Source organism: Variovorax sp. Soil_C_19, assembly GCF_057657255.1.
Window position 1 is genome coordinate 1 of the sequence record NZ_JBDGIV010000012.1, and the last position, 20,980, is coordinate 20,980.

A 20,980-nucleotide genomic window follows, 5' to 3' on the forward strand; every position below is an offset into this window, starting at 1 on the left:
AAGCCCAGCGCCTTCAGGTCCAGCGCCTGCACCCAGGCGTCCACCACCCGAACCAGTGCTTCCTGACCTACCAGCTCGTCGAGCATCAGTGGGAACAACGTCGCCTGTCCCCGCGCCTGTCCGTGTCGATGTCCCATTGGTCAGCCTCCAATGAAAAATGCCCTCCAGACAACGCCTGGAGGGCACTTCTCGCGGACTCAACGCCGACTATTTACACAGACTGCGCGGGGCCCCTTCTCTTTGGCGGTCAGCGCCGCTTCAGCACGTGGATGAAGTCGCTGCCGACCGACTGCTGCTCGACCAGCTCGTTGCCGGTCTGCCGCGCAAAGGCCTGGAAGTCGCGCAGGGAACCTGGGTCGGTCGACACGACCTTGAGCAACTGGCCGCTCGCCATGTCGTTGAGCGACTTCTTGGCCTTGAGGATGGGCAGCGGGCAGTTCAGGCCCCGCGTGTCGAGTTCGCGATCAATCTGCATGGGTCTTGGGCTCCTCGGGCGGCAGGACGAGGCCGCGCCGCCGCTCTTCGTTCTCGGCCGCGGTAAAAAACACCGGCTCGTGCCCGCGCGTGCGCAGCCAGTCGGCCAGCGCGTAGCCGGTGCCTGCAGGCCAGCACTTGAGCGCCGGCAGGTCGTAGAGGCGGTAGTCCACGAGTTCGGGCGAGAGCTTCACCTCGCCGTCGGCCACCACGTGGTAGGCAATGATGATCTGGTTCATGCGCTGGAAGTCATAGGCGCCCACGAGCTTCGTCGCACTGACGTCGAGGTTGGTTTCTTCCTTGACCTCGCGCGAGATGCCTTCTTCAGGCGTCTCGCCGGCTTCCATGAAGCCCGTGATCAGCGCATACATCTTCGCGGGCCAGGCGGCGTTGCGAGCCAGCAGCACCTGGCCGCGGTACTCGACGATGGCCGCGAGCACCGGCGTCGGGTTGTTCCAGTGCGTGTGGCCGCACGACGGGCAGCGCAGCCGCTCCTTCGGGCCGCCGTCTTCCATCAGCGCGATCCATTCGAGCGGGGTGGCGCAGGCCTGGCAGAACTTGGGGTGGACCATCGGGTTCAGGCCGGGAACACGCCGGTGGACAGATAGCGGTCGCCGCGGTCGCACACCACGAAGACGATGGTGGCGTTCTCGACGGTCTTGGCCACCTCGAGCGCCACCCATAGCGCGCCTGCCGCGGAGATGCCGCCGAAGATGCCCTCCTCGCGCGCGAAGCGCCGGCACAACTCTTCGGCGTTGTCCTGGCTCACGCTGATTTCCTCGTCGACCCGGCTCGCGTCGTAGATCTTGGGCAGGTATTCGGTCGGCCACTTGCGGATGCCCGGAATGCGCGACCCCTCGGCCGGCTGCGCGCCGACGATGCGCACCGCGGGGTTCTTTTCCTTCAGGAAACGGGAGACGCCGGTGATGGTGCCCGTGGTGCCCATCGCGCTCACGAAATGGGTGACCTTGCCCTGGGTGTCGGCCCAGATCTCGGGGCCTGTGGTCTCGTAGTGGATGCGCGGGTTGTCGGGGTTGGCGAACTGGTCGAGCACCCGGCCCTTGCCCTGCGCGACCATCTGCTCGGCGAGGTCGCGCGCGTATTCCATGCCGCCGCTCTTGGGCGTGAGCAGCAGCTCGGCGCCGAACGCCTTCATGGTCTGGGCGCGCTCGACGGAGAGGTCTTCCGGCATGATCAGCACCATGCGATAGCCCTTGATGGCCGCGGCCATGGCCAGCGCGATGCCCGTGTTGCCCGACGTGGCCTCGATCAGCGTGTCGCCGGGCTTGATCTCGCCGCGCTCCTCGGCGCGCTTGATCATCGAGAGGGCCGGACGGTCCTTGACCGACCCTGCGGGGTTGTTGCCTTCGAGCTTGGCGAGAATCACATTGCCGCGCCTGGCGTTCTCGGCCGCGTCGATGCGCTGCAATGCCACCAACGGCGTCTTGCCGATGGCGTCTTCGATCGTCGGATAGTTCATGGCAGGCACTGTGCCATAATTTTGGGCTTCCTTCCGGATGTGCCCGGGTGGTGAAATTGGTAGACGCAGGGGACTCAAAATCCCCCACCGAAAGGTGTGCCGGTTCGATTCCGGCCCCGGGCACCAACCAAGCGAGGTTCCGTGAGCAAGGAAATGTTCGAACGTTCCGCTGCCCCCGGCGGCGTGCACCACCGTCTCGCTGCGATGGTCGGCGAGTGGGAAGGCCGTTTCCGGTTGTGGTACGAGCCCGAAAAGCCGGCCGAGGAATCGGTGCAGCGCGGGCGTATCCGGCTGGTCGGCCGCGGCAGGTTCCTGCTGCACGAATACGAGGGCCATTGCAGTGGCGCGCCTTTCGAGGGCGTCGCACTGTGGGCCTACCATCTCGACGACAACGCCTTCGAGTGCGCCTGGGGCGAGAGCTTCGGCACCGGCACATCGATCATGTTCAGCACTGGCCGCGTCGACGACGAACGGTTTGGCGCGCTGGGCAGCTACGGCGAGGGCCCTGGAGGCCCGCGCTGGGGCTGGCGCACCGAGCTGTCGCAGCCCGACCCGGAGCACCTGAACATCCGCATGTTCAACATCACGCCCGCGGGAGACGAAGCGCTTGCCGTGGAGGTCAACTACACCCGGACGCCCGTGCAATCAGCCCGGTATGCACCGTCGGATGCGCAAGCCGCACCCGCAGCTCGCGCTTGAGCCGCGTGTTGTCGAGCCGGCGCGATTCCCCCATGAAGCTCAAGAGCTGCAACGGCAGCTGCCGTTCGGCCTCGTCGCGCGCCACGCGCGGCGGGCGCGGCAGGCCGTAGAGATCGGCCGCGAGGTCGATGTAGTCGCCCATGCGCAGCTCGGTGTCGTCGGCGGTGTGCACCACGCGCTGCGGCCGGCCACGATAGAGCGCCGCCACACAGGCGCGCGCCAGGTCGTCGGCGTGGATGTGGCTCGTGTAGACGTCGTCCTCGCGCCGCAACACGGGCGTGCCGCGTTCGAGCCGCTGGCGCGGCGTGCCGCCCACGCGGTCGGGCGCATAGATGCCGGGAATGCGCAGGATGCTCGCACGCACGCCCGCACTGCGGCCGAACCAGCGCACGGCCCGTTCGGCGTCCACGCGGCGGTGGGCGCGCGGCGTGTCGGGCTGCACGGCGCGCGTCTCGCTCACGCGGGCGCCGCCGCAGTCGCCATACACGCCGCTGGTGGAACCGTAGACCAGCGCCCGCGGCGTCGTGCGCAGCCGCAGCGCACGCACGAGCGCGGTGGTCCGCAGGTCGCGCCACCAGGCCGCCCCGCCGTCGCGCGCGGGCGGGGCCAAGTGCAGCACACGGGTAGCGATGCCGGCCAGGCGGCGCAGGCTCGCGGGATCGTCGAGGTTGCCCTGCAGCGGTCGAATGCCCGCGGCACGCAGCGCGGGCACCCGGTCGGCCGATGAAGTGAGCGCTACCAGCTGCAGGCGCCCAGCGAGGCGGCCCGCCACGCGCTGGCCCACGTCGCCGCAACCGACGATCAGCAGGCGCTCACGCCGGAAGCGCGCCGGCAGCGCGCCGGAAGGGCTATTGATTGAAGGCAAAATCCGGGTTCCTTTCCCTTTTTCAGACCCAGGCTGAAAGAAGCCGAAGAATACCGATGACTGTTGCAGCGCCGCACGATGCGGGCTTTTCCATCACCGTCGAGCCCAGTGGGCGTCACTTCGTGGTGCATGGCGACGAAACCATTCTCGCTGCGGGCATCCGCCAGGGCATCGGCCTGCCGTATGGCTGCAAGGACGGCGCCTGCGGCTCGTGCAAGTGCCGCAAGCTCTCGGGCGAGGTCGAGCTCGGTCCGCACCAGAGCAAGGCGCTGAGCGCCGAGGAGCAGCTTGCGGGTTACGTGCTGACCTGCTGCGCCCATCCGAAGAGCGACGTGGTGCTCGAGTCGCGCCAGGTCACGGAAGCCGGCGCGCTGCCGATCCGCAAGATGCCGGTGCGGGTGCTCGCGCTCACGCGGCTGTCGCACGACGTGATGAAGCTCCGCCTGCAATTGCCGGCTGGCGAGCCGCTGCAGTTCCATGCCGGCCAGTACGTCGAGTTCATCCTGCGCGACGGCGTGCGCCGCAGCTATTCGATGGCGAATGCCCCGCACACGCTGGCCGAACCCGGCACGGGGATCGAGCTGCACCTGCGGCACCTGCCGGGCGGCAAGTTCACCGACCACGTGTTCAATACGATGAAGGAGAAGGAGATCCTTCGCATCGAAGGCCCCTACGGCAGCTTCTTCCTGCGCGAGGACTCCGACAAGCCGATCGTGCTGCTGGCCTCGGGCACGGGCTTCGCGCCGATCAAGGCGCTGCTCGAGCACATGAAGTTCAAGCGCATCGAGCGGCCCGCCACGCTGTATTGGGGCGGCCGCCGGCCCGAGGACCTCTACATGGACGACTGGATGCGCGCGCAGCTGGCCGAGATGCCGAACCTGCGCTACGTGCCCGTGGTGTCCAATGCGACCCCCGACGACAACTGGACCGGCCGCACCGGCTTCGTCCACCGCGCGGTGCTCGAAGATTTCTCCGACCTGTCGGGCCACCAGGTGTATGCCTGCGGCGCACCGATCGTGGTCGAATCGGCCAAGCACGACTACGTCGGGATGGCCGGCCTCCCCGAGGACGAGTTCTTCGCAGACGCGTTCACCACCGAAGCCGACAAGGCCCTGCCCTGAGCGTCTTCGGCTTGCCCTGCCCTGGTCTGCCGGGGAATTCGAATCATCCGAAACGAGAAAAAATGAAGACGAGACACTTCCTCCTTGCGCTGTGCGCAACCGCCACGCTCCTTGCCGCCGGCCAGTCCACGGCGCAACAGCAGCGCCCCATCCGCCTCGTGGTGCCCTATGCACCGGGCGGCCCGATCGACATCACGGCGCGCGTGCTCGCCGAGCGCGTGAAGGACAGCCTGGGCACGGTCATCATCGACAACAAGCCGGGTGCAGGCGGCAACATCGGCGCCGACGCGGTGGCCAAGGCGGCGCCCGACGGGCTCACGATCGGCATCGCCGCCACGGCCACGCATGCGGTCAACCCGTGGCTCTACAGCAAGATGCCGTTCAATGCGGCGACCGATTTCGCACCGGTCACGCAGATGGTGCGGGTGCCGAACGTGCTGGTGATGAATGCCGACACCGCCAAGCGCCTGAACATCAATTCCGTGGCCGACCTGATCCGCTACGCCAAGGCCAACCCTGCCAAGCTCAACTACGGCAGCGGCGGCAACGGCAGCGCAGGGCACCTCGCGGGCGAGCTGTTCAAGAAGCAGGCCGGCATCTTCGCGCTGCACATCCCTTACAACGGCGGCAATCCGGCGCAGCTGGCGCTGCTCTCGGGACAGGTCGATTTCAACTTCGACAACCTCGCGACGGCGGCACCGAACATCCGCTCGGGCAAGCTCAAGGCCATCGCTGTCACGAGCCTGCAGCGCAGCAGCGCGATGCCCGATGTGCCGCCGGTGTCGGACACGCTCAAGGGCTTCTCGATCGACACCTGGTGGGGCCTGGTCGCACCGGCCGGCACGCCGCAGGATGTGCTCGCCAAGCTCAACCAGGCATTCGTGGCCGCGCTCAATTCGCCCGAGACGAAAACCCGCTTCGCCTCGCTGCTGGCCGAACCGGTCGCCAACACGCCCGAGCAGTTCGGGGCGTTCATGAAGAGCGAACTCTCGAAATACGAAGGCGTCGTGAAGGCAACCGGCGCAAAGGTGGACTGACGCCCCAAAGAAAACGGCCGCCCGGAGGCGGCCGCCTGGCGCTGGAACCGGTCTATTCGCCCAGGTACGCGGCGCGCACGCGCGGGTCGCGCAGCAGCGCCTTGGCATCACCGTCCATGGTGATGAGCCCCGACTCCATCACGTAGCCTCGGTCGGCCAGTTGCAGCGCGCGATTGGCGTTCTGCTCGACCAGCAGGATGGTCACGCCCTGCGCCGAGACGGTCTGCACCACCTCGAAGATCTTGTCGCACATGATCGGCGACAGGCCCATGGTGGGCTCGTCGAGCAGCAGCACCTTGGGCCTGGCCATGAGCGCGCGGCCCATGGCGAGCATCTGCTGCTCGCCGCCCGACATGGTGCCCGCGAGCTGGTCCTTGCGCTCGCGCAGGCGCGGGAAGGTGACGAAGACGCGCTCCATGTCGGCGGCGATCTCGGCCTTGTCGTTGCGGATGTAGGCGCCGATCTGGAGGTTCTCGGTGATCGTCATGCGCGTGAAGACGCCGCGGCCTTCGGGCACCATCACCAGGCCCTCGCCGACCAGGTCCCACGCGCCGCGGCCCTTGATGCTGCGGCCCAGGAACTCGATGCTGCCGGCGCCCGCGGGCAGCGTGCCCGTGATGGCCTTCATGGTCGTGGTCTTGCCGGCGCCGTTCGAGCCGATCAGCGAGACCAGCTCGCCCTCGCGGACTTCGAAGTCGACTCCCTTCACGGCCTGGATGCCGCCGTAGCCCACGCGCAGGCCCGAGACCTTCAGCAGGGTCTTGCCCGCCGCCTTGGCTTGCGCCGCGGCGCTCGTGGTCGAGGGCGTGGTGGTCGTGGCGTCGCTCATGCTTGCAGTCGTGCTCATGTCAGTGGGCTCCCGTCCCGAGATAGGCCTCGATGACCTTTTCGTTCTTCTGCACTTCGTAGGGCGTGCCTTCGGCGATCTGCTTGCCGTAGTCGAGCACGGTGACGCGGTCGCACAGGCCCATGATGAGCTTCACGTCGTGTTCGATGATCAGGATGGTCCGGTCGTCCTTGCGGATGCGGTCGATCAGCTCGCGCAGCAGCACCTTCTCGGTCGAGTTCATGCCGGCGGCCGGTTCGTCGAGCGCGATGAGCTGCGGATCGGTGGCCAGCGCACGTGCAATTTCCAGCCGGCGCTGGTCGCCGTACGACAGCGTACGCGCCTTGTAGTCGGCGAACTTGCCGATGCCGACATAGTCGAGCAGCTGCTGCGCGCGTTCGGCGATGGCCTTTTCCTCGGCCTTGAACGAGCGGGTGCGCAGCATGGCGCCGAACACACCCGAATGGGTGCGGATATGGCGCCCGACCATCACGTTCTCGATCGCCGTCATCTCGGCGAACAGGCGGATGTTCTGGAAGGTGCGCGCAATGCCGGCCTTGGCGACCTCGTGCACCGCCGTGGGCTGGTAGGGCTTGCCGGCCAGCTCGAAGCTGCCGCTGTCGGGCGTGTAGAGCCCGGTGATCACGTTGAAGAAGGTCGTCTTGCCGGCGCCATTGGGACCGATCAGGCCGTAGACCTGGCCGCGCTTGATCGTGATGCCCACGTCCGAAAGCGCCTGCAGGCCGCCGAAGCGCTTGGAGATGCCGCGGACTTCGAGGATGGTGTCTGTCGTCATGTCTTTTCCTCGTCGTTCACGGATTGATCGACATGGGACGCGAAGCATCGCCGGGCACTTCGTCGGCTGGCGTGTCGATGCCGGGTGCGTGCGTCTGGAGCGAGCCGGGGGCCACCGTGGCGTGCGCCGGGTCGACCGGCACGCCGCCCTTCTTCTTCAGCGTCTTGCCGTGCTCGGGCGAGGGCCACAAGCCGCGCGGCCGCACGAGCATGATGCCGATCATCGCGAGCGCGATGAACAGCTGGCGCAGGATGGAGGCATCGAGCCGCCCGTCGGTCATCGTCTGCAGCGGACCGGCCACGTAGCGCAGCACCTCGGGCAGTGCCGCCAGCAGCACCGCGCCGAGGATCACGCCCGGCAGGTGGCCGATGCCGCCCAGCACCACCATGGCGACGATCATCACCGACTCCATGAGGCTGAACGATTCGGGGGAAACGAAGCTCTGGAACGACGCGAACATCGCGCCCGACACGCCACCGAAGCTCGCGCCCATGCCGAAGGCCAGCAGTTTCATGTTGCGGGTGTTGATGCCCATGGCCTTGGCCGCGATCTCGTCCTCGCGGATGGCCATCCAGGCGCGCCCGATGCGCGACACCTGCAACCGATGCGAAATGATCACGGTGGCGACGACCAGGGCCAGGAACAAGTAGTAGTACAGCGTGACCGACGAGATCGTGAAGCCCTCGAACTTCAACGACTTGCCGAGGTCGAGCCCCCAGAACTTGATCGAGTCGATCGAGGTGATGCCCTTCGGGCCGTTGGTGATGTTGACCGGGTGGTCCAGGTTGTTCAGGAACACCCGGATGATCTCGCCGAAACCCAGCGTCACGATGGCAAGGTAGTCGCCGCGCAGCTTCAGCGTGGGCGCACCGAGCAGCACCCCGAGCACGCCGGCCACGAGCAGCGCCAGGGGTATCACGATGAGCAGCGAGGTGTGCAGCCCGTTCGGGAACATGGCCTTGAACCACGGGAAGGTGTCGGACAGGTGGCTCGAGCCCATCAGCGCGAAGAGGTACGCGCCGACCGCAAAAAAGGCGACGTAGCCAAGGTCGAGCAGGCCGGCATAGCCCACCACGATGTTCAGGCCCAGCGCGAGCAGCACGTAGAGCAACGCGATGTCGGCGATGCGCACCCAGGCATTGCCCTGGGTTTGCAGGAGGATCGGCAGTGCGAGCACCGCGACGACGCCCAGGATGTAGAGCGCGAGGTTTTTGCTGTTCTTCATGGTGTGCTGCTCCTCAGGCCCGGTCCGCCACGCGCTCGCCGAGCAGCCCCGAGGGTCGCAGCGTGAGCATGACGATCAACACGATGAAGGCGAAGATGTCGCTGTAGTGGCTGCCGAGCACACCGCCAGTCAGCGTACCGATATAGCCCGAGCCGATGGCTTCGATCAGCCCCAGCAGGATGCCGCCGACGACCGCCCCGGCCAGGTTGCCGATGCCTCCGAACACCGCCGCCGTGAAGGCCTTGAGGCCGGGCAGGAAGCCCATCGAATGCTGTGCAATGCCGTAGTTGGACGCATACATGACGCCCGCGATGGCCGCGAGCACCGCGCCGATGATGAAGGTGGCCGAGATGACCATGTCGGGCCGGATGCCCATGAGCGCCGCGACGCGCGGGTTCTCGGCCGTGGCGCGCATCGCGCGGCCGAGCTTGGTGTAGTTGACGAGCCACATCAGCACCACGAGCGAGAAGGCCGTGACGCTGAGGATCATGACCTGCGTGGGCGAGATCACCGCGCCGCCCACATGGATGGGGTCGGTCGACAGCAGGTTGGGATAGGCCTTGTTGGTGGGCTTCCAGATGATCATTGCCAACGTCTGCAGCAGGATCGACATGCCGATGGCGGTGATCAGCGGCGCGAGCTTGGGGCTGTTGCGAAGCGGTCGGTAGGCGACCTTCTCGATCACGAAATTCAGCGTGGCGGCCACCACGCAGGCGATGACCAGCGCGATGATCAGGACGAGCCAGCCGGGCGCGCCGGGCATCGATTCCTGCATCAGGCCGATGATGGTCCAGCTGGTGAGCGCGCCCACCATCAGCACCTCGCCGTGCGCAAAGTTGATCAGGTTGATGATGCCGTACACCATGGTGTAGCCCAAGGCTATCAAGGCATACATGCTGCCGAGGACCAGACCGTTGATGATCTGCTGCAGCAATATTTCCATAACGCGTTCCCTTTTTGTCGCACCCGTCGCGGATGCAGTTCACCCACCGTGGCACCGGTTGGGCGCCTTGGCCTGATAAGCAAAAAACCAGCCAGCATGTGCCGCTGGCTGATTTGTGGGCGGGATTGTAAGCATCCACCAGCTTCGTTCTGGTGCACGCCGTACGGGGTTTACCCGCTCACGCCATGCTGTATGCGTGTGAAGTCATGCATGGCGCGGCGCGCCGTTGACGAACGCGTATCAGTCTTCGCGCCCGGCGTTGCGCCGGCGCAGTTCGCGCAGCTTTTCTGCGATGCGGATCTCGAGGCCGCGCTCGACGGGCTGGTAGAAGACCTGGCCCTCGAGGCCGTCGGGCAGGTAGCGCTCGCCGGCGGCGAAACCACCCTCCTCGTCATGCGCATAGCGGTAGCCCTTGCCATAGTCGAGCTCTTTCATGAGCTTGGTCGGCGCATTGCGCAGGTGCATCGGCACCGGGCGCGTGCTGTCTTTCTTGACCAGCGCGCGCACCGCGTTGTACGCGCTGTAGACCGCGTTCGACTTGGGCGCGATCGCCAGATAGACCACGCATTCGGCCAGCGCGAGTTCGCCCTCTGGCGTGCCGAGCCGCTCGTAGACCTCGGCCGCGTCGAGCGCCAGCCGGAGCGCGCGCGGGTCGGCCAGGCCTATGTCTTCGCTCGCCATGCGGATCAGCCGCCGCGCCATGTAGCGCGGATCGGCGCCGCCGTCGAGCATGCGCACGAACCAGTAGAGCGAGGCATCGGGATCGCTGCCGCGCACCGACTTGTGCAGCGCGCTGATGGTGTCGTAGAACTGCTCGCCGCCCTTGTCGTAACGCCGCATGCGCTCGCCGAGCACGCGCAACAGCCATTCGTCGTTGATCTGGACCAGTTTCTCGGCGCGCGCCGCTACAGCCAGCGTCTCGAGCGTGTTGAGCAGGCGCCGCGCATCGCCGTCGGCGTAGGCGATCAGCCGGTCGACTGCGGCGTCTTCGATCGCAGGCACCGCCCCGATCGCCTGTGCCTTGCCCACGATCTGCTTGAGGTCGGCCTCCGTCAGCGGCTGCAGCACGTACACCGCGGCGCGCGAAAGCAGTGCCGAGTTGACTTCGAAGGACGGGTTCTCGGTGGTGGCGCCGATGAAGGTGAAAAGGCCCGACTCCACATGCGGCAGGAAGGCGTCTTGCTGGCTCTTGTTGAAGCGGTGCACCTCGTCGACGAAGACGATGGTGCGCCGCTGCTCGAGACCGTCGCGCACCGCCGTGGCGCGATCGACAGCCTCGCGGATGTCCTTGACGCCGCCGAGCACGGCACTGATGCTGAGGAACTGCGCATCGAAGGCGTCGGCCATGAGCCGCGCGATCGTCGTCTTGCCGGTGCCGGGCGGCCCCCAGAGGATGCACGAGTGCGGCTGGCCCGATTCGAACGCAATGCGCAGCGACATGCCTGGGCCGAGCAGGTGCTGCTGGCCGATCACTTCGCCGAGCGTCTTCGGACGCAGGCGCTCGGCGAGGGGTTGGTGCGACGAGGTGGCCAAACCTGCTTGCTGGATCGGTGGGTTGCGCTTCGACTGCTACTGCTTGAGAACGTCGGCCCCCGCGGGCGCCTTGAAGTCGAACACGTTCGCGGCGAGCGCCGGGTTCACCTCGACCTTGCTGAACTTGAGCACCGAACGCTGGCCGAAGCTGTCGAGAATTTCGAGCGCGGCAAGCGCATCGCCCAGGAAGCCGACCTGCACGTGCTGCAGCTGGCCGTCCTTGTTCTTGGGCGTGGCCTTGACCCACTGGAGGCCGTCGCGTTCGGGCGCGGCTTCGAGCGTGAAGTCGGCCTGCAGTGCACGCAGGTCGGGCGCCGCGGCGATCAGCGCAGCGGGCGTGGAGCCCAGCGCCTGCGACTGCGCGCGCTGCGTGACCTGATTGAGGTCGGCGTCGTAGAGCCAGAGCGTCTTGCCGTCGGCCACGATGGTCTGGGCGAAAGGCTTCTGGTAGTCGAACTTGAACTTGCCGGGACGCTGGAATTCGAAGGTGCCGTTCGAGGTCTTGGCGCGGCCCGGCTGGCCGTCGCGCGGCGGTGCGGTGACGGTCTGGGTGAAATCGGCGCGGCCCGATTTCACCGTCTTGACGAAGGTCTCGAGGCTTTCGAGGCCGCCGGCCCAGGCATTGGCGGAACAGAGAAGGCCGATCAACAGCCAGTGACGAATTTTCATTTGGGATTCCTCAGCACGCGAACCGCGTTGGCATGACCATACCCCGCGGCGCGTGGCGCCATGTGCGGGGTTCGATGAAGTTTTGCAACGCTAGCGCGGAGTTTGCAACCGGCATGTCAGCGCGTAACGGCGGGACGAGCAGGCCTTTGCTGGCTATTCGGCGCGCGCCGGCACCAGTATCTCGCGCTGCCCGCTGCCGCTCATTGCGCTCACCAGGCCGGCTTTCTCCATGTCCTCGACGAGCCGCGCGGCGCGGTTGTAGCCGATCTTCAGGTGGCGTTGCACGAGCGAGATGCTGGCCTTGCGGTTCTTCAGCACCACCTCCACCGCCTGGTCGTACATCGGGTCCTTCTCGGCATCGCCGCCGTCGCCGAGCATGTCGCCGTCGCCGTCCACCGTGCCGCCTTCGAGCACACCCTCGATGTAGTCGGGCTCGCCCTGGCTCTTCAGGTAAGCCACGACGCGGTGCACTTCGTCGTCGCTCACGAAGGCGCCATGCACACGAATCGGCAGGCCGGTGCCGCTGGGCATGTAGAGCATGTCGCCCATGCCGAGCAGCGCCTCGGCCCCCATCTGGTCGAGGATGGTGCGGCTGTCGATCTTGCTCGACACTTGAAACGCGATGCGCGTGGGAATGTTCGCCTTGATGAGGCCGGTGATAACGTCCACGCTGGGCCGCTGCGTGGCAAGGATCAGGTGGATGCCCGCCGCGCGTGCCTTTTGCGCCAGCCGGGCAATGAGCTCCTCGATCTTCTTGCCGACGACCATCATCAGGTCGGCCAGCTCGTCGATCACGACCACGATGTGCGGCTCGCGCTTGAGCGGCTCGGGATCGTCGGGCGTGAGGCTGAACGGGTTGTAGATGAACTCCTCGCGCGCCTTGGCCTCGTCGATCTTGGTGTTGTAGCCGGCCAGGTTGCGCACGCCGAGCTTGCTCATGAGCTTGTAGCGGCGCTCCATCTCGGCCACGCACCAGTTGAGGCCGTGGGCGGCCTGGCGCATGTCGGTGACCACGGGCGCGAGCAGGTGCGGAATGCCTTCATAGACCGACATCTCGAGCATCTTCGGGTCGATCATGAGCAGGCGCACGTCGCGCGCCTCGGCCTTGTAGAGCAGCGACAGGATCATCGCGTTGATGCCGACCGACTTGCCCGAACCGGTGGTACCGGCCACGAGCACGTGCGGCATCTTCGCGAGGTCGGCCACCACGGGGTTGCCGATGATGTCCTTGCCGAGGCCCATCGTGAGCATCGACTTGCCTTCGTTGTAGACCTGCGAGCCGAGGATCTCGCTGAGCTTGATCGACTGGCGCTTGGCGTTGGGCAACTCGAGCGCCATGTAGTTCTTGCCGGGGATCGTTTCGACCACGCGGATCGACACCAGCGAGAGCGAACGCGCAAGGTCCTTGGCGAGGCCGAGGATCTGCGAGCCCTTGACGCCCGTGGCGGGCTCGATCTCGTAGCGCGTGATGACGGGGCCCGGCGAGGCCAGCACCACGCGCACCTCGACGCCGAAGTCCTTGAGCTTCTTCTCGATCATGCGCGACGTCATCTCGAGCGTGTCGGCGGACACCGTTTCCTGGCGCACCTGCGCGGCATCGAGCAGGTCGACCTGCGGCAGCTTGCTGTCGGGCAGTTCCTTGAAGAGCGGCTTCTGGCGCTCCTTGGCGACGCGGTCGCTCCTGGGCACCTCGGCGAGCGCGGGTTCGATCTGCACCGGCGGCGAGGCCGCGCGGCGCTTCGGACGCGGCTCGATGCGCAGTTCTTCGTCGCCGACCAGTGGCTCGGGTTCGTCCGCGTCGGAGCCCGTGCGCGAGAACGGCAGGTCTTCGGCCTCTTCGCGTTCGCGCGCGGCCCGCTTGCCCATCGCGATGTCGGCAGCGAGCTCGCGCTTCTCGCGGCGCCACTCGAAAAGCGAATAGGCCCGCGCGCCGATGCGCTCGGCGATCTGGGTCCAGGAGAAGCGGAACACCAGCGCCGAGCCGATCACGCCCGCCGCGATGGCCACCAGCGCCGAGCCGGTGAAACCCATCCAGCGCACGCTGGTGGGCCCGACGAGGTAGCCGAGCACGCCGCCGCCCGACCCCGGAAGATGGGATTCGAGCCGGTACAGCCGCGACCATTCGAGCACCGCGCTCGCGGACAGCAGCAGCAGCAGGCCAAACCAGAACGCGATGCGGCTGCGGTTGAAGCGGCCGCGCACCGGCTGGTCGCCGGCTGCGGGTTCACCGCCCCGCAGCCAATGGGCCAGCGACGACAGCCATGCGCGAAGGCCTGCCGCAAGACACCACCAGACCGAATACCCCGCGAGGAAGTAGCTGCCATCGGCCAGCCAGGCACCGATGCGGCCGCCCCAGTTCTTGACCTCGCCCCCCGTGCCCGATGTGGACCAGGCTGCATCGGACGGCGTGAAGCTCAGCATCGCCAGCAGCCAGAACAGCAACGCGGCGAAGCCCGCGACCAGCGTGATCTCGTGTGCGAAGCGCAGGGCGCGCATGCGCACGGGTTGCCCTTCGTCGGCGGAAGAAGATTGAAGCGTATTGAGCGAATAGGTCATGAAAAACGCGGCACCCGGCCCGACAAGCGGCAGCTGGATGCCTGAACACTACAACAAAAGGCCCCGGCCGGGCCGCGGCTCACGCCAGCGACAGCAGCCGCTCCTTGACGATCATGGATCCGTCGTCCTGGGTCTGGACGAAGCCGCGCTCCTCCAGGTCCTTCATCACGCGGCTCACCATCTCGCGCGAGGCACCCACCATTTTCGCGAGATCCTGGCGCGAGATCTTGTCGCGCACCTTGAGATTGCCGGCGCCGTCTGCCGTGGCGAACTCGAGCAGCGACCGTGCCACGCGTCCGTAGACATCCATGAGCGCCAGCGACTCGATCTTGCGGTCGGCATGGCGCAGGCGCTGCACCAGCCCGCGCATGATGTTGTAGGCCATCGAGGAGTTCTCGGGCAGGCAGCGTGCGAAGGCCTCCCGGTCGAGCATGAGCACGTCGCACTGGATCTCGGCACGCACCGTGGCCGAATGCGGCTCGTCGTCGATCAGGCTCATCTCGCCGATGTGGTCGCCGGTGTGCAGCGTCGCGAGAATGACTTCCCGGCCGCGGTTGTCGGCGCTGGTCACGCGCGCGCGACCCGTCAGGATGATGTAGAGCGCATCGGACTTCTTGCCCTGCTCAACGATCATCTCCGCGCGCTTGAAGCGCTTCTTGATGATCGTGTCCGCAATGCTCGCTGACTGTGAAGGTGTCAGCGAAGCGAACAGCGGAACGCGTCTGAGCAGCTCAAGATTGGACAGCATTGACATCGATCGATCCCTGATACGGCGCCTGCAGCCCCATCGCTATTTGTGAGATTGATGGATTACTACAATCGCGCCCATTGAAAACACCGTGCACCCGGTGTTGAACCGGGCGGTGATACTCCCTACCTAACGGTACCACCCTGAAAATGTACACGCTGACGCAGCGCAAATCCTAGGTTTTCTACTCATCACCCTATGTCCGCCACCCAACACGCCAAGGTCCTGATCCTGGGCTCCGGCCCTGCCGGCTACACCGCCGCGGTCTACGCAGCACGCGCGAACCTGCAGCCCCTTCTCATCACGGGCATCGCCCAGGGCGGCCAGCTGATGACCACCACCGAGGTCGACAACTGGCCGGCCGACGTGCACGGCGTGCAGGGCCCCGAGCTGATGCAGCGCTTCCTGGAGCATGCCGAACGCTTCAAGACGCAGATCGTCTTCGACCACATCAACAAGGTCGACCTGAGCAAGCGCCCCTTTACCCTCACGGGCGACAGCGGCACCTACACCTGCGACTCGCTGATCATCGCCACGGGCGCCTCGGCGAAGTACCTGGGCCTCGAATCAGAGCAGAAGTTCATGGGCCGCGGGGTTTCCGCCTGCGCCACCTGCGACGGCTTCTTCTACCGCGAGCAGGAGGTCTGCGTGATCGGCGGCGGCAACACGGCCGTCGAAGAGGCGCTGTACCTCGCCAACATCGCAAACAAGGTCACGCTCGTGCATCGCCGCGACAAGTTCCGCGCCGAGCCGATCCTGATCGACAAGGTCAAGGAAAAGGTTGCCGAAGGCAAGATCGTGCTCAAGCTGCACAGCGAACTCGACCAGGTGCTCGGCGACGACTCGGGCGTGACGGGCATCCGCATCAAGAACACGCAGACCGGGGCGACCGAGCAGATCGACCTCAAGGGCTGCTTCATCGCGATCGGGCACCACCCCAACACCGACATCTTCCAGGGCCAGCTGGAAATGAAGGACAACTACATCCTGACCCGCTCCGGCCTGCAGGGCTTTGCCACGATGACCAGCATCCCCGGCGTCTTCGCCGCTGGCGACGTGCAGGACAACATCTACCGCCAGGCCATCACCAGCGCCGGCACGGGCTGCATGGCCGCGCTCGACGCCCAGCGCTTCCTGGAGCAGGACGGCACGCTCTGAGAGCGGTGCCGTGCGCCGCGCTGGTGGCGCTGAGCCCAAAAGGGCTATAATCCAAGGCTTTGCCGAATCAGGCCCACAGTCTCCCGGAAGGGGCTGTTGTGGGCCTGTAGTGATTTTTACGGCAAGCCGGGGTACCGCCACCCGTTTCTGGCGAGGTCAAGCTGCAAAACACCTGAGTCTGCAATCGCCCTGATTGCGCCGGTGCCAGCTGTTCAAGAAAGAGTGTCCTCATGGCACGCGTATGCGATATCACGGGCAAGGGCCCGATGGTCGGAAACAACGTTTCCCACGCCAACAACAAAACCAAGCGCCGGTTCCTGCCGAACCTGCAATACCGCCGTTTCTGGGTCGAGACTGAAAACCGCTGGGTTCGCCTGCGTGTTTCGAGCGCCGCGCTGCGCCTGATCGACAAGAACGGCATCGACGCCGTGCTCGCAGACCTGCGTGCACGCGGCCAAGCTTAAGGAGCTGAATCATGGCAACGAGCAAAGGCGGACGCGAAAAGATCAAGCTGGAATCCACCGCGGGTACCGGCCACTTCTACACGACCAGCAAGAACAAGAAGACGATGCCTGAAAAGATGTCGATCATGAAGTTCGACCCGAAGGCACGCAAGCACGTCGAATACAAGGAAATCAAGCTGAAGTAATTCGGCCTGGTCTCCCCTCACGAAGAACCCGCTGCTCACCCAGCGGGTTTTTTGTTGCCTGTGTGTGCTGCGGGCGCAAAAAAAGCCGACCCAAGGTCGGCTTCTTTGATCAACGGCGGTATCGAAACCGTGCCGCGCGATCAGGCGTGCGCAGAGCGCAGACGGGTCGAGAACTCGCGCAAGCCCGCGATCCCGCTGGCTTCGGCCCTGTGACACCAGGCTGCCAGGTCGGCCGCCAGTTGCTCGCGCGACTGCGAGGTGTTGAGCCACAGCTGGCGCAGCTCTTCGCGCATCGTGACCATCTTGTCGATCACCGGGTGGGCGGCGCGCGCCTGGACCAGGTGGGTGCGGGCTGACGGCGGCACCTTGTCGTCGTCGCGATGGAGCCAGTTCTTGGCCGCCTTGAGCACCGAGATGTCGCCGCCCTTGGTCTTGAGCGCCGCGAGTTCGGCCTTGGTCACACGGCGCATTTCACGCGCATAGCCGGCCATCACTTCGTAGCGGTTGGCGATGACCGCCTCGAGCGTCTTCTCGTCGGCCACGGGGCGGATATCGCCGAGCTGCATTTTCGGCGGCAGCTTCTTGACCTTGGCCCAGCCGATCGCCTGCATCATCTGGATGTAGACCCAGCCGATGTCGAACTCGTACTTCTTGACCGAGAACTTGGCCGCGGTGGGATAGGTGTGGTGATTGTTGTGCAGCTCTTCGCCGCCGATGATCACGCCCCACGGGAACACGTTGCGGCTGGCGTCGGGCGCCTCGAAGTTGCGGTAGCCCCAGTAGTGGCCGATGCCGTTGATGATGCCGGCCGCAGTGATCGGGATCCAGAGCATCTGGACGGCCCAGACGGACAGGCCCACCACGCCGAACAGCGCCAAGTTGAGCACGAGCATCAGGCCGACACCCTGCCAGCTGTAGCGCGTATAGAGGTTGCGCTCGATCCAGTCATCGGGCGTGCCGTGGCCGTAGCGCTCGACCGTGTCCTTGTTCTTCGATTCGGCACGGTACAGCTCGGCGCCGCGCCAGAGCACTTCGTCGATGCCCTTGACCTGCGGGCTGTGGGGATCGTCCACGGTCTCGCACTTGGCGTGGTGCTTGCGGTGGATGGCCACCCACTGCTTGGTCACCATGCCGGTGCCGAGCCACAGCCAGAAGCGGAAGAAATGCGAAGGGATCGGCCCCAGGTCCATGGCCCGGTGGGTCTGCGTGCGGTGCAGGAAGATCGTGACCGCGGCGATCGTGATGTGCGTGGTGACGAGCGTGTACAACACGATCTGCCACCATGTCAGGTTCCACAAGCCGTGTCCGAGCCAGTCGATGGCCGCGCTCACAACGGCAGAGTCAGGAATCCACATTGAGTTTGGTGCTCCATGGCCGCACGAAGGTGCCGCCTATTCAGTTAAACGCAATTTTAAGGCGCCAGGGCCAAAACGAGGCCTTTTGTCCTTCTGCAATTGCGCAGATTTACCCTGATTTGGAGTGCAACACCTATTTACGGTTCCATACGGCGGCAAAAAAACCGTCGGTGGCGTGGCGGTGGGGCCACAGTCGAAGGTACCGATGGCCGTCGGGCCCGCCGGCGCAGAGGCCCTCGGCCCCTTCGACCTTCAATCCCTGCAGCAGCGTGGCGGCGTCCTGGGGCACGAAATCGGGATTGGCGGCACCGAAAGCCTCGGCAATGGCCTCGTTTTCCTCGGGCAGCACGCTGCAGGTCGCGTAGACCAGCCGCCCGCCGGGTTTCACGAGGCGGGCGGCGCTCTGCAGGATGGCGGTCTGCTTGGCCGTCAGTTCCTCGACCGATTTTGGCGACTGGCGCCATTTCAGGTCGGGATTGCGGCGCAGCGTGCCAAGCCCCGAGCAGGGCGCATCCACCAGCACGCGGTCGATCTTGCCTGCCAAGCGCTTGACACGGTCGTCGCGCTCGTGGGCGATGGCGGCGGGGTGCACGTTGGACAGCTTGCTGCGCGCCAGCCGGGGCTTGAGTGCGTCGAGCCGGTGGGCCGAGGTGTCGAAAGCATAGAGCCGGCCGGTGCTGCGCATCGTGGCGCCGATCGCCAGCGTCTTGCCGCCCGCGCCGGCGCAGAAGTCGACCACCATCTCGCCGCGCTTGGCGTCGAGCAGCAGTGCCAGCAGCTGGGATCCTTCGTCCTGCACCTCGATGGCGCCGCGGGCAAAGGCCTCCAGCTTGGTCAGGGCCGGCTTGCCGTCGATGCGCAGCCCCCAGGGAGAGAACGGCGTGGCCTGCGAGGGAACGCCGGCCTTGGCCAGTTCCGCCTTCACCTCCGCGCGCTTGTCGGTCAGGGCGTTGACCCGCAGGTCGAGCGGCGCGGGCTGCTGCAGGCTTTCGGCCAACGCCCAGAAGCCGTCGCCGGCCTGGGCCTTGAGCGGCGCGACCAGCCATTCGGGCAGGTTGTGGCGGTGGCGCTCGAGCAGGTCGTCGGGCTTGACGGTGTCGCAGTTGTCGAGCCAGCGCTTCTCGACCTCGTTGAGCGCGCTTTTCACGAAATCGCGCGGGCCATGGAAACCCAGGATCGCCATGCGGCGCTCCTTCGAGCCGCTGCCCGAAGGCGAGAGGTGGTCGAACAGGAGCTTCTTGCGCAGCACCGTGTAAACCGTCTCAGCGAGCGTGGCGCGCTCGCGCGGGCCGAGTTCGCGGTGGTCGCGGAAGAAGCGCGAGACGACCTGGTCGGCGGGGTGATCGAATTTCAGGACGAGGCCCACCAGATCGGCGGCGGCCTCTAACAGGGCTTTGGGGTGCATGCCTCCATTGTCTCAGCCGCGCCGTCGAAAGCCGGCCGAGTGCCATGGAGAATCGCCCACCATCCGAAGAAAGAAAGCAACGCAGTGACCCACGACGACAACCTGCCCCCGCTGATCGAGACGCCTCCGGGCCGCTACCGCCACTACAAGGGCGGCGAATACGAGGTGCTGGGCACCGTCCGGCACAGCGAGACACTGGAGCCGATGACGCTCTACCGTGCACTCTATGGTGCCGGCGGGCTCTGGGTCCGGCCCGCGGCGATGTTCGGCGAGACCGTCGAAATCGACGGTGTCCGCCGCCCCCGCTTCGCCCCCGCCTAAGTGGCTCGGCCCCGGAGCGCTGCGCTGCTTCAGCCGCAGCGAACGTCGGTCACGCGGCCGCGCGCATCCACATCGAGGTTGAGGCGTCCGCCGTTGAGTTCCATCGTCACCACCTCACCCGGCTTCAGCGCCCGCGAGGTGCCGGCACCGGCGCGCACACGGGCCGCGGCTTCCAGTTGGGGCGACAGCTGCTGGCCCACCGCAAAGCGGGCCCCGTCGGCGTTGCATTGAAAGACCGGCTCGGGTGGTGCTGCGGACGCAGGCGCCGTCGCAGAGCCGGGCGCGGCGCAGGCGGTGAGCAGAATGGCGCCCGTGGCGGCCAGCAGTAGCGATGGAGTTTTCAAGTGGGGCTCCCGAAAACCGCGAATATAAACAATTCTTAACGAATGCGTCTCGATGTATCTGCCAGCCACCCGGCAATGGCGCGTGGATACAACTGATGCTCCTGGGCCAGAACGCGGTCTGCCAGATCGCCGGCGGTGTCGCCGGGCAACACCGGCACCGCCGCCTGCGCCAGGATCGGGCCGTGGTCGAGTTCGCTCGTGACCTGGTGCACCGTCACGCCCGCCACCTTGCAGCCGGCATCGATCGCGCGCTGGTGCGTGTTGAGCCCCGGAAACGCCGGCAGCAGCGAGGGATGGATGTTGACCAGCCGGCCGGCATAGCGGTCGACGAAGCCCGGCGTCAGGATGCGCATGAAGCCCGCGAGCACCACCAGCGCCGGCGAATGCGCATCGACCTCACTGGCCAGGGCCGCGTCGAAAGCCTCGCGGCTGGCGAATGCCTGGTGCGGCACGACGGCAGTGGCGATGCCGTGCGCCCGGGCAAGCGCGAGCCCGCCCGCATCGGCCTTGTTGCTCACGACCGCCGCCACGCGGGCGCCGAAGCGTTCGGTCCAGCGGTCGCGTTCCGCGGCGCGCGCGATGGCCGCCATGTTGGAGCCGCCGCCGGAGATCAGGATCACGATGTTCTTCATGGGAGGGCGGGATTATCTGTGTTCGGCGCTCACCGCCCGCGGCACACAACTTGTCGCCGCGCGGACACCAGTTCACAGCACGACCGTGCTAAAACTCCGGGTTCCGGAGACAGGCCGCCATCGCCGCGATGGCGCCGACCGTTC

Annotated in this window: 23 protein-coding genes and 1 tRNA gene; 8 read left to right on the top strand and 16 right to left on the bottom strand. The window is 66.2% G+C overall.

Going from position 1 to position 20,980, the window contains the following annotated elements; translation table 11 throughout:
* Positions 1 to 247: 247 nt before the first annotated feature.
* From AC3A6R_RS20250 to cysM, 3 genes are read right to left on the bottom strand one after another with little or no spacing between them, the layout of a single operon-like run.
* Positions 248 to 475 carry a sulfurtransferase TusA family protein gene (locus AC3A6R_RS20250; RefSeq protein WP_487865378.1) on the bottom strand — a complete coding sequence of 76 codons (228 nt, stop codon included), beginning with the start codon at positions 473 to 475 and terminating at the stop codon, positions 248 to 250.
* Positions 465 to 1,046, bottom strand: coding sequence for an NUDIX hydrolase (locus tag AC3A6R_RS20255; RefSeq protein ID WP_487858463.1), 582 nt, complete (start codon positions 1,044 to 1,046; stop codon positions 465 to 467). The genes AC3A6R_RS20250 and AC3A6R_RS20255 overlap by 11 nt, the downstream gene beginning before the upstream one ends.
* A gap of 5 nt (positions 1,047 to 1,051) precedes the next feature.
* Positions 1,052 to 1,954 (bottom strand): cysteine synthase CysM, encoded by a 903-nt coding sequence (gene cysM, locus AC3A6R_RS20260; RefSeq protein WP_487865379.1) that lies wholly within the window; start codon positions 1,952 to 1,954, stop codon positions 1,052 to 1,054.
* 41 nt (positions 1,955 to 1,995) lie between these two features.
* Between cysM and AC3A6R_RS20265 the strand changes: the two genes are divergently transcribed.
* Both AC3A6R_RS20265 and AC3A6R_RS20270 read left to right on the top strand, forming a co-directional pair.
* Positions 1,996 to 2,080 (top strand) — tRNA-Leu (locus AC3A6R_RS20265).
* 27 nt (positions 2,081 to 2,107) lie between these two features.
* The gene (locus AC3A6R_RS20270) at positions 2,108 to 2,653 is read left to right on the top strand and encodes a DUF1579 domain-containing protein (protein ID WP_487865380.1); all 546 of its coding nucleotides are present in this window, start codon (positions 2,108 to 2,110) and stop codon (positions 2,651 to 2,653) included.
* On the opposite strand, the gene AC3A6R_RS20275 is transcribed toward AC3A6R_RS20270, so the two are convergent.
* Positions 2,574 to 3,518: an NAD-dependent epimerase/dehydratase family protein gene (locus tag AC3A6R_RS20275; protein WP_487865381.1), complete on the bottom strand. Its 945-nt coding sequence runs from the start codon at positions 3,516 to 3,518 to the stop codon at positions 2,574 to 2,576. The two genes, AC3A6R_RS20270 and AC3A6R_RS20275, sit on opposite strands and share 80 nt — an antisense overlap.
* Before the next feature lie 56 nt (positions 3,519 to 3,574).
* On the opposite strand from AC3A6R_RS20275, the gene AC3A6R_RS20280 reads away from it, so the two are divergent.
* Both AC3A6R_RS20280 and AC3A6R_RS20285 read left to right on the top strand, forming a co-directional pair.
* Positions 3,575 to 4,639: a CDP-6-deoxy-delta-3,4-glucoseen reductase gene (locus tag AC3A6R_RS20280; RefSeq protein WP_487865382.1), complete on the top strand. Its 1,065-nt coding sequence runs from the start codon at positions 3,575 to 3,577 to the stop codon at positions 4,637 to 4,639.
* Between the two features lie 62 nt (positions 4,640 to 4,701).
* Positions 4,702 to 5,676: a Bug family tripartite tricarboxylate transporter substrate binding protein gene (locus tag AC3A6R_RS20285; RefSeq protein ID WP_487858468.1), complete on the top strand. Its 975-nt coding sequence runs from the start codon at positions 4,702 to 4,704 to the stop codon at positions 5,674 to 5,676.
* A gap of 52 nt (positions 5,677 to 5,728) precedes the next feature.
* On the opposite strand, the gene AC3A6R_RS20290 is transcribed toward AC3A6R_RS20285, so the two are convergent.
* From AC3A6R_RS20290 to AC3A6R_RS20325, 8 genes are all read right to left on the bottom strand, one after another.
* On the bottom strand, positions 5,729 to 6,505 hold the full coding sequence (locus tag AC3A6R_RS20290; protein ID WP_487858631.1) for an ABC transporter ATP-binding protein: 777 nt from the start codon (positions 6,503 to 6,505) through the stop codon (positions 5,729 to 5,731).
* Between the two features lie 19 nt (positions 6,506 to 6,524).
* Complete coding sequence (locus AC3A6R_RS20295; protein WP_487858469.1) at positions 6,525 to 7,298, bottom strand: ABC transporter ATP-binding protein; 774 nt, start codon at positions 7,296 to 7,298, stop codon at positions 6,525 to 6,527.
* A 16-nt stretch (positions 7,299 to 7,314) separates the two neighbouring features.
* Positions 7,315 to 8,523, bottom strand: coding sequence for a branched-chain amino acid ABC transporter permease (locus AC3A6R_RS20300; RefSeq protein WP_487865383.1), 1,209 nt, complete (start codon positions 8,521 to 8,523; stop codon positions 7,315 to 7,317).
* A gap of 13 nt (positions 8,524 to 8,536) precedes the next feature.
* Positions 8,537 to 9,466 carry a branched-chain amino acid ABC transporter permease gene (locus AC3A6R_RS20305; RefSeq protein WP_487858471.1) on the bottom strand — a complete coding sequence of 310 codons (930 nt, stop codon included), beginning with the start codon at positions 9,464 to 9,466 and terminating at the stop codon, positions 8,537 to 8,539.
* 240 nt (positions 9,467 to 9,706) lie between these two features.
* Positions 9,707 to 10,999 carry a replication-associated recombination protein A gene (locus tag AC3A6R_RS20310; RefSeq protein WP_487858472.1) on the bottom strand — a complete coding sequence of 431 codons (1,293 nt, stop codon included), beginning with the start codon at positions 10,997 to 10,999 and terminating at the stop codon, positions 9,707 to 9,709.
* Positions 11,000 to 11,035: 36 nt separating this feature from the next.
* Positions 11,036 to 11,668 carry an outer membrane lipoprotein periplasmic chaperone LolA gene (lolA, locus tag AC3A6R_RS20315; RefSeq protein WP_487865384.1) on the bottom strand — a complete coding sequence of 211 codons (633 nt, stop codon included), beginning with the start codon at positions 11,666 to 11,668 and terminating at the stop codon, positions 11,036 to 11,038.
* Between the two features lie 153 nt (positions 11,669 to 11,821).
* Positions 11,822 to 14,224, bottom strand: a complete 2,403-nt coding sequence (locus AC3A6R_RS20320) for a DNA translocase FtsK (RefSeq protein ID WP_487858474.1) — start codon at positions 14,222 to 14,224, stop codon at positions 11,822 to 11,824.
* A 79-nt stretch (positions 14,225 to 14,303) separates the two neighbouring features.
* A complete protein-coding gene (locus tag AC3A6R_RS20325) occupies positions 14,304 to 14,978 on the bottom strand; it encodes a Crp/Fnr family transcriptional regulator (protein WP_487865385.1) in 675 nt (224 codons plus the stop codon).
* A 192-nt stretch (positions 14,979 to 15,170) separates the two neighbouring features.
* Between AC3A6R_RS20325 and trxB the strand changes: the two genes are divergently transcribed.
* From trxB to rpmG, 3 genes are all read left to right on the top strand, one after another.
* Positions 15,171 to 16,130 (top strand): thioredoxin-disulfide reductase, encoded by a 960-nt coding sequence (gene trxB, locus AC3A6R_RS20330; RefSeq protein WP_487858476.1) that lies wholly within the window; start codon positions 15,171 to 15,173, stop codon positions 16,128 to 16,130.
* 230 nt (positions 16,131 to 16,360) lie between these two features.
* A complete protein-coding gene (gene rpmB / locus AC3A6R_RS20335) occupies positions 16,361 to 16,594 on the top strand; it encodes a large ribosomal subunit protein bL28 (protein ID WP_487858477.1) in 234 nt (77 codons plus the stop codon).
* Positions 16,595 to 16,605: 11 nt separating this feature from the next.
* Positions 16,606 to 16,779, top strand: a complete 174-nt coding sequence (gene rpmG, locus AC3A6R_RS20340) for a 50S ribosomal protein L33 (protein ID WP_007830291.1) — start codon at positions 16,606 to 16,608, stop codon at positions 16,777 to 16,779.
* A 140-nt stretch (positions 16,780 to 16,919) separates the two neighbouring features.
* On the opposite strand, the gene AC3A6R_RS20345 is transcribed toward rpmG, so the two are convergent.
* Both AC3A6R_RS20345 and AC3A6R_RS20350 read right to left on the bottom strand, forming a co-directional pair.
* Positions 16,920 to 18,134: a DesA family fatty acid desaturase gene (locus AC3A6R_RS20345; RefSeq protein ID WP_487858478.1), complete on the bottom strand. Its 1,215-nt coding sequence runs from the start codon at positions 18,132 to 18,134 to the stop codon at positions 16,920 to 16,922.
* Between the two features lie 133 nt (positions 18,135 to 18,267).
* Positions 18,268 to 19,539 (bottom strand): RsmB/NOP family class I SAM-dependent RNA methyltransferase, encoded by a 1,272-nt coding sequence (locus tag AC3A6R_RS20350; protein ID WP_487865386.1) that lies wholly within the window; start codon positions 19,537 to 19,539, stop codon positions 18,268 to 18,270.
* A gap of 84 nt (positions 19,540 to 19,623) precedes the next feature.
* Here AC3A6R_RS20350 and AC3A6R_RS20355 point away from each other — a divergent pair, with 84 nt between their 5' ends.
* Entirely contained in the window at positions 19,624 to 19,860 is a 237-nt protein-coding gene (locus tag AC3A6R_RS20355) for a DUF1653 domain-containing protein (protein WP_487865461.1), read from the top strand.
* A gap of 29 nt (positions 19,861 to 19,889) precedes the next feature.
* Here AC3A6R_RS20355 and AC3A6R_RS20360 read toward each other — a convergent pair whose 3' ends face one another.
* Both AC3A6R_RS20360 and purN read right to left on the bottom strand, forming a co-directional pair.
* Complete coding sequence (locus tag AC3A6R_RS20360; protein WP_487858480.1) at positions 19,890 to 20,204, bottom strand: I78 family peptidase inhibitor; 315 nt, start codon at positions 20,202 to 20,204, stop codon at positions 19,890 to 19,892.
* Between the two features lie 35 nt (positions 20,205 to 20,239).
* Positions 20,240 to 20,836, bottom strand: coding sequence for a phosphoribosylglycinamide formyltransferase (gene purN, locus AC3A6R_RS20365; protein ID WP_487865387.1), 597 nt, complete (start codon positions 20,834 to 20,836; stop codon positions 20,240 to 20,242).
* Positions 20,837 to 20,980: the final 144 nt, after the last annotated feature.

Excerpts from the sequence above, each read along its gene's own strand:
- AC3A6R_RS20250 (WP_487865378.1), bottom strand. The coding sequence starts at position 475 with ATGCAGATTGATCGCGAACTCGACACGCGGGGCCTGAACTGCCCGCTG.
- AC3A6R_RS20255 (WP_487858463.1), bottom strand. The coding sequence starts at position 1,046 with ATGGTCCACCCCAAGTTCTGCCAGGCCTGCGCCACCCCGCTCGAATGG.
- cysM (WP_487865379.1), bottom strand. The coding sequence starts at position 1,954 with ATGAACTATCCGACGATCGAAGACGCCATCGGCAAGACGCCGTTGGTG.
- AC3A6R_RS20270 (WP_487865380.1), top strand. The coding sequence starts at position 2,108 with ATGTTCGAACGTTCCGCTGCCCCCGGCGGCGTGCACCACCGTCTCGCT.
- AC3A6R_RS20280 (WP_487865382.1), top strand. The coding sequence starts at position 3,575 with ATGACTGTTGCAGCGCCGCACGATGCGGGCTTTTCCATCACCGTCGAG.
- AC3A6R_RS20285 (WP_487858468.1), top strand. The coding sequence starts at position 4,702 with ATGAAGACGAGACACTTCCTCCTTGCGCTGTGCGCAACCGCCACGCTC.
- AC3A6R_RS20290 (WP_487858631.1), bottom strand. The coding sequence starts at position 6,505 with ATGAGCGACGCCACGACCACCACGCCCTCGACCACGAGCGCCGCGGCG.
- AC3A6R_RS20295 (WP_487858469.1), bottom strand. The coding sequence starts at position 7,298 with ATGACGACAGACACCATCCTCGAAGTCCGCGGCATCTCCAAGCGCTTC.
- AC3A6R_RS20300 (WP_487865383.1), bottom strand. The coding sequence starts at position 8,523 with ATGAAGAACAGCAAAAACCTCGCGCTCTACATCCTGGGCGTCGTCGCG.
- AC3A6R_RS20305 (WP_487858471.1), bottom strand. The coding sequence starts at position 9,466 with ATGGAAATATTGCTGCAGCAGATCATCAACGGTCTGGTCCTCGGCAGC.
- lolA (WP_487865384.1), bottom strand. The coding sequence starts at position 11,668 with ATGAAAATTCGTCACTGGCTGTTGATCGGCCTTCTCTGTTCCGCCAAT.
- AC3A6R_RS20320 (WP_487858474.1), bottom strand. The coding sequence starts at position 14,224 with ATGACCTATTCGCTCAATACGCTTCAATCTTCTTCCGCCGACGAAGGG.
- AC3A6R_RS20325 (WP_487865385.1), bottom strand. The coding sequence starts at position 14,978 with ATGTCAATGCTGTCCAATCTTGAGCTGCTCAGACGCGTTCCGCTGTTC.
- trxB (WP_487858476.1), top strand. The coding sequence starts at position 15,171 with ATGTCCGCCACCCAACACGCCAAGGTCCTGATCCTGGGCTCCGGCCCT.
- rpmB (WP_487858477.1), top strand. The coding sequence starts at position 16,361 with ATGGCACGCGTATGCGATATCACGGGCAAGGGCCCGATGGTCGGAAAC.
- rpmG (WP_007830291.1), top strand. The coding sequence starts at position 16,606 with ATGGCAACGAGCAAAGGCGGACGCGAAAAGATCAAGCTGGAATCCACC.
- AC3A6R_RS20345 (WP_487858478.1), bottom strand. The coding sequence starts at position 18,134 with ATGTGGATTCCTGACTCTGCCGTTGTGAGCGCGGCCATCGACTGGCTC.
- AC3A6R_RS20350 (WP_487865386.1), bottom strand. The coding sequence starts at position 19,539 with ATGCACCCCAAAGCCCTGTTAGAGGCCGCCGCCGATCTGGTGGGCCTC.
- purN (WP_487865387.1), bottom strand. The coding sequence starts at position 20,836 with ATGAAGAACATCGTGATCCTGATCTCCGGCGGCGGCTCCAACATGGCG.